Origin of the sequence: Natronococcus sp. (genome assembly GCF_047921035.1) — an archaeon.
GTDB lineage: Archaea > Halobacteriota > Halobacteria > Halobacteriales > Natrialbaceae > Natronococcus.
Genome location: NZ_JBLRWX010000113.1, coordinates 1 through 9510, shown reverse-complemented (window position 1 = coordinate 9510; position 9510 = coordinate 1). Strand labels below are relative to the sequence as shown.

The 9510-nt window shown below is 68.9% G+C and carries 11 protein-coding genes; 9 read left to right on the top strand and 2 right to left on the bottom strand.

Annotated elements, in window-relative coordinates; translation table 11 throughout:
- The 6 genes from ACNA7R_RS17400 to ACNA7R_RS17375 all read left to right on the top strand — a co-directional run.
- A partial coding sequence (locus ACNA7R_RS17400; protein WP_416284795.1) for an aldehyde dehydrogenase family protein occupies positions 1 to 619 on the top strand: 619 nt, incomplete at its 5' end.
- Between the two features lie 52 nt (positions 620 to 671).
- The gene (locus ACNA7R_RS17395; RefSeq protein WP_416284794.1) at positions 672 to 2255 is read left to right on the top strand and encodes an acetolactate synthase large subunit; all 1584 of its coding nucleotides are present in this window, start codon (positions 672 to 674) and stop codon (positions 2253 to 2255) included.
- 131 nt (positions 2256 to 2386) lie between these two features.
- Complete coding sequence (locus ACNA7R_RS17390) at positions 2387 to 2917, top strand: response regulator (protein ID WP_416284793.1); 531 nt, start codon at positions 2387 to 2389, stop codon at positions 2915 to 2917.
- Positions 2918 to 2970: 53 nt separating this feature from the next.
- Positions 2971 to 4434: a lipase maturation factor family protein gene (locus ACNA7R_RS17385; RefSeq protein ID WP_416284792.1), complete on the top strand. Its 1464-nt coding sequence runs from the start codon at positions 2971 to 2973 to the stop codon at positions 4432 to 4434.
- 198 nt (positions 4435 to 4632) lie between these two features.
- Positions 4633 to 4905, top strand: a complete 273-nt coding sequence (locus ACNA7R_RS17380) for a hypothetical protein (protein WP_416284791.1) — start codon at positions 4633 to 4635, stop codon at positions 4903 to 4905.
- Positions 4902 to 5060, top strand: coding sequence for a hypothetical protein (locus tag ACNA7R_RS17375; RefSeq protein ID WP_416284790.1), 159 nt, complete (start codon positions 4902 to 4904; stop codon positions 5058 to 5060). Before ACNA7R_RS17380 ends, ACNA7R_RS17375 begins: the two co-directional genes overlap by 4 nt.
- Positions 5061 to 5109: 49 nt before the next feature.
- Here ACNA7R_RS17375 and ACNA7R_RS17370 read toward each other — a convergent pair whose 3' ends face one another.
- Positions 5110 to 5487 carry a DCC1-like thiol-disulfide oxidoreductase family protein gene (locus tag ACNA7R_RS17370; RefSeq protein ID WP_416284789.1) on the bottom strand — a complete coding sequence of 126 codons (378 nt, stop codon included), beginning with the start codon at positions 5485 to 5487 and terminating at the stop codon, positions 5110 to 5112.
- Between the two features lie 85 nt (positions 5488 to 5572).
- On the opposite strand from ACNA7R_RS17370, the gene ACNA7R_RS17365 reads away from it, so the two are divergent.
- From ACNA7R_RS17365 to ACNA7R_RS17355, 3 genes are all read left to right on the top strand, one after another.
- Positions 5573 to 5755: a hypothetical protein gene (locus tag ACNA7R_RS17365; protein ID WP_416284788.1), complete on the top strand. Its 183-nt coding sequence runs from the start codon at positions 5573 to 5575 to the stop codon at positions 5753 to 5755.
- A 144-nt stretch (positions 5756 to 5899) separates the two neighbouring features.
- Positions 5900 to 7135 (top strand): hypothetical protein, encoded by a 1236-nt coding sequence (locus ACNA7R_RS17360; RefSeq protein WP_416284787.1) that lies wholly within the window; start codon positions 5900 to 5902, stop codon positions 7133 to 7135.
- Between the two features lie 249 nt (positions 7136 to 7384).
- Positions 7385 to 8563, top strand: a complete 1179-nt coding sequence (locus ACNA7R_RS17355) for a DegT/DnrJ/EryC1/StrS family aminotransferase (protein WP_416284786.1) — start codon at positions 7385 to 7387, stop codon at positions 8561 to 8563.
- Here ACNA7R_RS17355 and ACNA7R_RS17350 read toward each other — a convergent pair.
- Positions 8548 to 9510, bottom strand: a 963-nt coding sequence (locus ACNA7R_RS17350) for an alpha-amylase family glycosyl hydrolase (protein WP_416284785.1), incomplete at its 5' end; no start/stop codon positions are given. The genes ACNA7R_RS17355 and ACNA7R_RS17350 overlap by 16 nt on opposite strands.

The window sequence follows — 9510 nt, the reverse complement described above, 5'->3', positions numbered from 1 at the left end:
ACACGACCGGGGCAAGGTCGAGCGATGCCGCGATGCCGGTGCCCACGAGCGCGTAGTGGCTGTAGGGGTCGGTCTCGTTGGGCGCGATGGTGGCGATGGCAAGGGCGCCCACGCTCGCGTCGGCGCCCAGGCCCGCGAGGACCTCATGGAGGACCTCCACGAGCAGGTCGAGGCGAGCGTCGAGGCGGGTGCGACCCTCGAGTGCGGCGGCGAGCCCCTCGAGCGGGAGGGGTACTACTACCCGCCGACGGTGCTCTCGGCGCCCCCGCGGGACAGCCCCGCCGCCGACGAGGAGGTGTTCGGCCCGGCCGCGGCCGTCTTCCGGGTCGACGACGAGGGCGAGGCGATCGAGCTCGCCAACGACACCCGCTACGGGCTCGGCGGCTCGGTCTGGACCGAGGACCTCGACCGCGGGGAGCGACTCGCCCGCGAGGTCGAGGCCGGCTGCGTGTTCGTCAACGAGCTCGTCAAGTCCGACCCGCGCCTGCCCTTCGGCGGCGTGAAGGCCTCGGGGTACGGCCGCGAGCTCGCCGAGGAAGGGATCCACGAGTTCGTCAACCGTAAGACCGTCTGGGTCCAGTCGGCCGGCGCGGACGACGGCGTTCCCGACACGGAGTAGGCCGTCCCACGAAGGTACCAGACTCATGCGTCCCGGGCGAGTCGAGTGAGCCGTGCCAACAGCATCCGATCTACTCGTCGACTGCCTCGAGGCCGAGGACGTCGAGTACGTCTTCGGGCTCCCGGGCGAGGAGGTCGAGGACCTGCTCTTCTCGCTTCGCGACTCCTCGATCGAGTTCGTCCCGACCCGCCACGAGCAGGGCGCGGCGTTCATGGCCGACGTCTACGGGCGGCTCACCGGCGACGCCGGCGTCTGTCTCTCGACGCTGGGGCCCGGCGCGACGAACCTCATCACGGGCGTCGCCGACGCCCAGCTCGACAAGAGCCCCGTCGTCGCGATCACCGGTCAGGGCGGGCGAGAACGGCTCCACAAGGAGAGCCACCAGGCGCTCGACGTCGTCGACGTCTTCGAACCGATCGTCGAGTGGAACGCCCAGATCGCCGAACCCGAGATCGTCCCCGAGTCGGTCCGCAAGGCGTTCAAGCTCGCCGAACTCGAGAAACCCGGCGCCACCCACCTCGAGTTCCCCGAGGACGTCGCGAGCGAGGAAATCGACGCGGAGCCGATCCCCGTCCGCGATCCGGTTCGCCGTCCCGATCCCGACGAGGCGTCGGTCGAGCGGGCCGCGACGCTGCTCGAGGACGCCGAGCGGCCGCTCCTGCTGGCGGGCAACGGCGCGGTCCGCACTCCGGCGGCGGACGGCATCCGCGGGCTCGTCGACCGACTCGAGCTGCCCGTCGTCGCGACCTACATGGGGAAGGGTGCGATCTCCGACCGCGAGCCCGCCTCGCTGCTGACCCTCGACTCCGGGCCCGACGACGAGGCCGCGCGATCGATCGAGCGGGCCGACTGCGTGATCGCGGTCGGCTACGACATCGCCGAACACGACCCCGAGGGGTGGAACCCGGACTGCGAGAAGCGGATCGTCCACGTCGACCACGAGCCCGCGGAGGTCTACCGCCACTACAACCCCGACGTCGAGGTCGTCGCCGACGTCGGCGCGGCCCTGGACGCGATCGGCGACCGGCTCCCCCCGGAGTCGTGTTCGCTGTGGTGTCGCGACGCCCACGATCGAATTCTCGAGGCGACCACTCGAGCGCCCGAGGACGCGGATCCGATCTCGGTCCGCAACGCCCTCCCCTTGCTCCGGGAGGCGACGGCCGACGAGGACGTCCTCGTCTCCGACGTCGGCAGCCACAAGATGGCCATCGCGCAGTCGTACCCGACCTACGAACCGAACACCTGCGTGATCTCGAACGGGCTGGCGAGCATGGGGATCGCCGTCCCGGGCGCGCTCGCGGCGGATCTCGCGACCGACGCGAACGTCGTCGCGGCCACTGGCGACGGCGGGTTCCTGATGAACGCCGCCGAGATCGAGACCGCGAGCAGACTCGACTGCGAGTTTACGATCGTCGTCTTCGTCGACGACGACTACGGGCTCATCTCGGAGAAACAGCTCGAACACCGCGGCGAGTACACCGGCACCGCGCTCTCGAACCCGGATCTGGTCGCGTTCGCCGAGAGCTTCGGGATCGAGGCCCGCCGTCCCGAGAGCTGGGACGAAATCGGTCGTGCGTTCCGGGAAACCGTTCCGTCGGACGAGCTTTCGCTGATCGAGGTTCGGCTCGAGCCGTAGCCCGGCTCGGGGTCGCCGAGCGAGCGACCGAGTCGGCCGCGGATGACGCTCTCTCGCCGGATCGACCGTTTCGGATTCGGCGCTTCTCCTGCAAACCCTAGTCATTACTACATCGAAATTGACGGGAAATTATGGCGATCGAGGCCGCGTTCGACGTCCCGGGGAAGCGGTTTCCGCTGGCGTGCGTGCTCGAGGAACTCCCCGACGCGACGGTCGAACTCGATCGGGTCGTGCCGACGAACGGGGAGACGATCCCCTACTTCTGGCTGCGCGATCCGGACGTCGAGTCGTTCGACCCGGACGCGGTCTCGCACCCGGATCTCCGGGCGATCGACGTCGTCGACACCGTCGGCGAGGGGGCGCTGGCGGTTCTCGAGCGACGGGGCGACGAGGGCTCGATTCCCGACCTCGTCCTCCTGGACCTGAACCTACCAGACACCAGCGGGGAGACCGTCCTCGAGCGGATCCGATCCTCGACGACGCTTCGGCGGCTCCCGGTGATCGTCCTCTCGAGTTCGAACGCCGACGAGGACGTCGAGAGCTGCTACCGCGCCGCCGCCAACGCCTCCCTCACGAAGCCGATCGCACCCGACGACCTCGTCTCGATGATCGAGAGCCTCGAGACGTTCTGGTTCGAGCACGTTCGGCTCCCGTCGCAGTAGGCCGGCCCGTTCCGGCGGTATTCCTTTGCCCGTTCGTGCGTTCAGGGCGGAACGTGTTCCACGGCGAGGAGTTCTGGCTCGTGCGCTTTCTCTTCCAGCGCGGGCTGGCCCTGCTGTACCTGCTCGCCTTTCTCGTCGCCGCCGTCCAGTTCCGGCCGCTGGCCGGCGAGAACGGCCTGTTCCCCCTCGAGTGGTACGTCGAGGGCGTCGAGTTCCGGGAGCGACCCAGCCTCTTTTATTTCGTCTCCAGCGACCGCGCGATCGGGATCGCCGCCTGGACCGGGGTCGGCCTCTCCGCGCTGGCGCTGTTCGCCGTCCCGTACCAGCTTCCCGACGGGTACGCGACGCCCGCCTCGATGGCGCTGTGGGCGACGCTGTGGCTGCTGTACCTCTCCTTCGTCAACGCTGGTCAGCTCTTCTACGGCTACGGCTGGGAGTCGATGCTGCTCGAGACGGGGTTCCTGGCGATCTTTCTGGGCGCCGGCTCGACCTCGCCGCCGGCGGTCGTCTTCCTCCTGCTCCAGTGGGTGCTCTTTCGCAACATGTTCGGTGCCGGGCTGATCAAGATCCGCGGCGACGACTGCTGGCGCGACCTCTCCTGTATGGACTACCACTACGAGACCCAGCCGATCCCCAACCCCGTGAGCTGGTTCGCCCACCATCGCTCGAAGCTGTTCCACCGCCTCGAGACGCTCGGCAATCACGTCCTCGAGCTCGCGGTGCCGTTTCTCTACTTCGCTCCTCAGCCGGCCGCGGCGCTGGCCGGCGCGGCGACGATCGGGTTCCAGGGCTGGCTGATGGTCACCGGCAACTTCGCCTGGCTGAACGCCTTGACGATCGTACTGGCGATTTCGACCTTCAGCGACGGGATCCTCGAGACGCTGCTCCCGGTGACGGCGCCGGCGACGACTGCGACGCCGCTCTACCTCGAGGCAGCGGCCGTCCTCGTCGCCGTGGTCGTCCTCGCACTGAGTTTCTACCCGATCCGGAACATGCTCTCGGAACGGCAGGCGATGAACACCGCGTTCGACCCGCTCCATCTGGTCAACACCTACGGCGCGTTCGGCTCGGTCACCCGGGATCGCTACGAACTCGTGATTCAGGGGACGGCCGACGAGCGGGTCACCGAGGATACGGAGTGGGAAACCTACCGGTTCGAGGGGAAGCCGACCGATCCCGGTCGGCGACCGCCCCAGATCGCTCCCTCCCACCTGCGGCTGGACTGGCAGCTCTGGTTCGCGGCCATGTCGCCGACCCCGCGTCGCAGCCCGTGGGTGCTGCGACTCCTCGGGCGGCTGCTCGAGGAGGACGAACCCACGCGCTCGCTGCTGGCCGAGGACCCTTTCGAAGGGACCGACGACTCCCCCGAGCGGATCCGCGTGCTCCGCTATCGCTACCGGTTTACGACCCCCGAGGAGCGCGCCGAGACGGGCGACTGGTGGCACCGGGAACGGGTCGGCACCTACGTCGGTCCGGTCTCGCTCGAGGAACTGCGCGTTCGGCGGTTCCGGTCGTAGAACGAACGCCCGCTTCGAAGGGGTCGGACCGGCCGAATCGTCCGAAGCGCTCGGAACCCAACCACTCGGGTTAGTGAGATATTTATCCGGAAGGATCCGTGAGAGGAACCCGCACGGTCCGAAGAACGAACCGGTAACTACCGACTAACGTCCGGAAACAACTACATAACAATGTCCGTGACTTCCATCGATGTGGATATGAGCGGAGAGATCACGGTCGGCCTGACTGACGGGCGAGAGATTACGGTCGACGAACTGACGGTGCTGGATCGGGACAACGGCGAGTGGATTCGGTGCGTGCGCTCCGAGCCGAGTCGACGGATGTCGTTCGACGAGACGACGACGTACTACCACCTCGAGCGCGACGTCGACTACGTCCTCGCGGAGGGCGAGGACGACCGGGCGGTCCACGACGTCGTCGACCGCCGACCGCAGCTCGCCGCCGCACCGGCGGAGACCGCTCGCCGATGATCGAGCTTCCGAGCCTGACCGCCCTGTTGATCGGTAGCGGCGCGTACCTCGTGGCGGTCGCCGCCGTCCTTCGGTCGCTGGGACGAGCGCGGACGTCCAGCTGGCGAGCCGAGCGCTCGGGCGAACGCACGCCGGAGAACGAGGTTTCGTCGTAGCCCGCGGTCGGGCGCGTAACGTCGAACGACCGATCGAGCGCGACGGCGCTTACTCCTCCCGTCGGACCGGCGGGGTCTTCGAGAGGTACTGCCCCCAGAAGTCGCGGTTGTCGGCTACCCGTCGGTACCCACCCTCTCGGAGGCGCTCGTAGTCCTCGAAGTTCCGCAGGAACCCGACGGTCTCTCGCACGACCCCGGCGTCGTCGACGCGAGCGAGCCCTTCCTCGAGCGAGGCGCCACAGGAGTAGACCGCGTCGTCGGTCACCAGGTGCGAACACTCCTCGTAGTCCTCGGGCAGCCGCTCGCGCAGCTCCGGGGTGAGGCCGGTGAAGCCGACGACGCGGACGTCGGTCCGGTCGTCGAAGAACTCCGCCCACCACGTACAGAAACCGCAGTCGTCGTCGAAGACGAGCGTCGGTTCGGTCATCCTATCGAAAATCTTCGAGGTCGGATCACTTAGCTTCTCGGCCGACGGGCCCGAGATACTTGATCCGGGCGCCCGATCGGTCGGTATGGAGCGATTCGTCGGACTGATCGTCGCCGGCGGGCTCGCCCTCGTCGCCGGGCTCTGGCTGCTCGCGCTCCTCGAGTCGGGGGCGGTGGGCTGGATGCTGGGACTCGCGCTGACACTTCTCGGGACGGCTGGGTTAGGCGGCGGGATCGCGAGCGCCCTCGAGTTCGAGGCCGGGCGGTAGCCGTGGACCGACAGTCGCCGTCCCTCGAGGAGGGACACCGGACCCGGTCGGGTCCGTGAGAGCGCGATCCGACACTCGCCGTGTCGCTCGAGCCGACAGTCTCGACGCCGGAACGCTCTTGGTGCCGACGGCCGATTCCGAACCATGAGCGCGCGGTCGCTGACCGAGCCCGAGGTGCTGGCCGGCGCCAAGGGTCGACTCTTTCCGAACGGGGACGGGCCCGCCTACGCGGTCGCGGACACGCAGTTCGCCCGCGAGGAGTGGCTCCCCGGACGAGCCGTCGATCCCGACGTTCGCGACCGGCTGGCGCCGTTCAACCACGTCCGGATCGGCGGCGGCTACCCGGATCTCGTCGGCGTCGGACGCCTCGAGCCGGAGCTCGTGGCCGTCGACCGCCTCGGCGACGAGCCGCCGCTGGTCGCCGTGGAGGCCAAAGGGTACGCGAGCGGCGGTGTCGACACCCAGCGCGGGATCGTCCAGGCGTACGACCGCCTCGGGGAGGCCAACGCGGCCTACCTCGCCGCGCCCGCGGCCGCCGTCTCCGAGACCGACCGAACGCTGGCGCGGGAGCTGAACGTCGGCGTCCTCGCGGTCGAGCCCGACGGCGGGGTGGCGCCGCTCGAGGTGCCGCGCGTGGTCGGGAGCAAGACGACGACCGAGGCGACGGCGATCCGGTTCCAGGCGAGCGCGCAGGGCGTCGCGGACCAGTCGTTCGGCCTGAACCACCCGAAGAACTATCTGGGGTATCCGCTGGCCCACTACGCCGACGGCGACACCGAGACGCTGCTGGCGACGTACGACGTGGTCGGCGCTGTCGACGACGCCCGACGGGGCGCCGCGTTCCTCGGACTGATCGAGGCGGCGCCGGGCGGGACCGAACTGACGTCGCTCGGCGAGGAGGTCGTCCGGTTCGCGAAGCGCAACTACGGGACGGTCGAGGGCGCCCTCGAGGAGTTCGAGGAGTGGTACCGCTCCCGGAAGCGGTTCGTCGACCTGGCGCCGTCCTGGGGACAACTCGCTCGTCGGGTCGTCTTCGACTACCCCGCGACCGAGCTGCTCGTGACCGAACTCCAAGGGCTCCACCGGGACGGCAACCGCGAGCCGTCGCTCGTCGAGTTCGTCACCTACCTCCACGAGCTGCACCCGACGTTCGCCGTAGAGCTGTTCGTCCGGGGCGACCGGAGGGTTCGAGACCGTGCGCTGACGACGGAGGGCGAGCTCCGCCGGGAGGCCCTCGAGGACGGCGCGACCTACCACGCCCCGACGGTGTTCCAGTTGAAGACGATGCTGTACCACGTCGGGATCCTCACCGAGCGCGGTCGCGAACCACACCGGCTCGAGCCGACCCGCGACGTCTGGGCGCTTCGCGAGTCGGTCTGAGGCGGACCGGTAGCGTCTCCGTACCGCGACGGTCGCGGTCGACGACCGACACGACGTCGCTCTCGGCCATCGAAAGCGTCCCATCCGACGTGACTCCCGGAACCGCCCCTCGAGAAAGCGCCGTCTAGAGACCGTTCTCCGGCCTATACTTATACTACCGAGAGTGTCACCGGCAATTATGCGCGTAGCCGGGTGGACGGACGGACGGTGGGAATCGAACGCGAGGACGAACCGACCGGGTGATCGACCGTGACCGACGAGTACCCGATCGCGACGGGCGGCTCGTTTCCGGGGAAAGACCGGGTGCTGACCGAGTTCGAGCGGATGCTCGACGGCGACGCGCGGCTGACGATGGGCGAGCACTGCCGAGCGTTCGAGCGGGAGTTCGCCGACTACGTCGGCCGCGAGCACGGGATCGTGACCAACTCGTGTACATCCGCCCTCGAGACGGTGTTTCGCGCGCTCGAGGGGCGCGGCGGGGAGGTGATCGTCCCGATCCAGACGTTCGCCGCGAACGCCTCGTCGGTGCTGACCGCGGGCTACGAGCCCCGGTTCGCCGACATCGAGCCCGACGATCACAATATCTCGCTCGAGTCCGTCGCCGAGCTGATCGGCGACGACACCGCGGCCGTGGTCGCCGTCCACTTCGCGGGCAACGTCTGCGAGCGGACGGCCGAGCTCCGGGAGCTCTGCGAGGCCCACGACGCCGTCCTGATCGAGGACTGCTCGCACGCACACGGCGCGACGATCGACGGGCAGCCGGCCGGCAGCATCGGCCACGCGGCGTGTTTCTCCTTCTACGCGACGAAGGTGCTGACGACCGGAGAGGGCGGGATGGTGCTCACCGACGACGCGTCCCTCGCGCGACGGGTGGCGACGATCCGCAACCGGGGGCTCGATCCCGAAAGCGGCGACTCCCGGTTCACGGAGCTCGGGAGCAACTACCGTCTCTCCGAGTTCGCGGCCGTCCTCGGGCGGAGCCAGCTCGAGCACGTCGAGGCGTTCGTCGCCTCCCGTAACGAGCTCGCCCGGATCTACGACGATCGGCTCTCGGAACTCGCCGAGCAGGGGATCGCCGAGCCGATCTCGCCGCCGCCGACCGTCCGCTCGAGCTACTGGCGCTACCCGGTCGCGCTCGAGTCCGGCTGCGACCGGACCCGCGTTCGGGAGCTTCTCGAGGCCGAGGGGATCACGATCGACTGGGCGTACGATCCCCCGCTACACCGCCAGCCGTTCGTCACCGATCGGTACGACACCGACGGGGTCGCGCCCGAGGGCACCGCGGCGATGGGCCGACACGTCTGTCTCCCGATCCACCGGGACCTCTCGCTCGAGGACGCGAAACACGTCGGCGAGCGCGCGGTCCAGGCGATCCGTCGGGCGCGATCGGAGCCGACGACCGCAAAACGGGGCTACGAGAGTCGGTAGACGGCGGCCTCGTACGGCCGCAGCCGGATCGAGTCGTCGAGCGTCGGCCCCTCCGCGTAGTTGCCGAACAGCCGGTCGGCCCCGGTCGCCTCGAGGTCGAGTTCGATCTCCGGTCGCTCGTCGAAGAAGTTACAGACGACGAGCAGCCGCTCGCCCTCGAGGCTGCGCTCGTAGGCGAACACCTCGGGATGGTCGGCACACAGGAGTTCGTACTCCCCGTAGACGAGCGTCTCGTGTTCCTCGCGGAGTTCGAACAGCTCGCGGTAGTAGTGCCAGATCGAGTCAGGGTCCGCGCGGGCGGCCTCGACGTTGATCTCGTCGTAGTTGTCGGTGACGCCGATCCAGGGCTCGCCGTCGGTGAAGCCGGCGCGGTCGTCGTCGGCCCACTGCATCGGGGTCCGGGCGTTGTCCCGCGAGCACTCCTCGAGCACCGGACGGACCTCCTCGAAGGAGTCGTACCGATCGCTCTCGAGGGCCTCCTCGAGGAAGTTTCGGGCCCAGACGTCCTCGACGTCGGCGGGGCCCTCGAAGCTCGTATTCGTCATTCCGATCTCCTGGCCCTGGTAGAGAAACGGCGTCCCCCGGAGGGTACACAGCACCGTCGCGAGCATCTTGGCGGACTCCTCGCGGTACTCGCCGTCGTCGCCGAACCGGGAGACGGTGCGGGGCTGGTCGTGGTTGCTGAAGTACAGGCAGTTCCACCCCTTCTCGGCCAGGGCGTTCTGCCAGCGGGTGACGATCCCCTTGAGTTCGACCAGATCGAGGTCGATGGGATCGTACTTCCCGCCCTCGCCGCGGTCGACGTTCATGTGCTCGAAGTGGATCGCCATGTTGAGCGCCCGATCGTCGCCGACGTACGCCGCGGCGTCTTCGGCCTCCATCCCGACCGTCTCACCGACGGTCATCGCGTCGTGGTCGGCCAGGGCCTCCTCGTACATCTCCCCTAA